The following is a 366-nucleotide window of genomic DNA, read 5'->3' as shown; positions in this document are numbered from 1 at the left end:
GCCTTGGACATGTCGCGAGAAATGCCGGATGCCCAGATGTCGCCGGCCTTGGAGAGTTCGCGGATCGAAAGAGGGCCGTACTTCAGGAGCTTCTGGCCCGCCGGCGTCGCGTAGAAGGCGGCGATCTGGTTGAGTTCGTCCTCGCTGAACGCCTTGGCGTAAATGCGGGCGGCTTCCTTTTCGAGATCGGCGCGGCGCGATGCGAATTTCAGCGCCTGCTCGTCCACGACATCGTTGATCAGCTCTTCGTAATTCGGCGAGCCCTGGATCATCGTCGTCTTCAGCTGCATCGAGATGGTGGGCAGGATGTTGTCGAACGGATCGGTGATGTGGATCGCAGCGATGGCCGCACGCGCCGCCTTGAGA

At 61.2% G+C, this 366-nt stretch carries 1 protein-coding gene; it reads right to left on the bottom strand.

Features of this window, described 5'->3' with window-relative positions:
- The coding region (locus AC1D0P_RS32185) for a DUF2059 domain-containing protein (protein ID WP_477680433.1) at positions 1–366 on the bottom strand (366 nt) is incomplete at both ends.

The sequence above is a fragment of the Polaromonas sp. P1_G2 genome (genome assembly GCF_056405515.1).
Note: the sequence above shows the minus strand (reverse complement) of the source record. Positions and strands in the feature narration are given on the sequence as shown.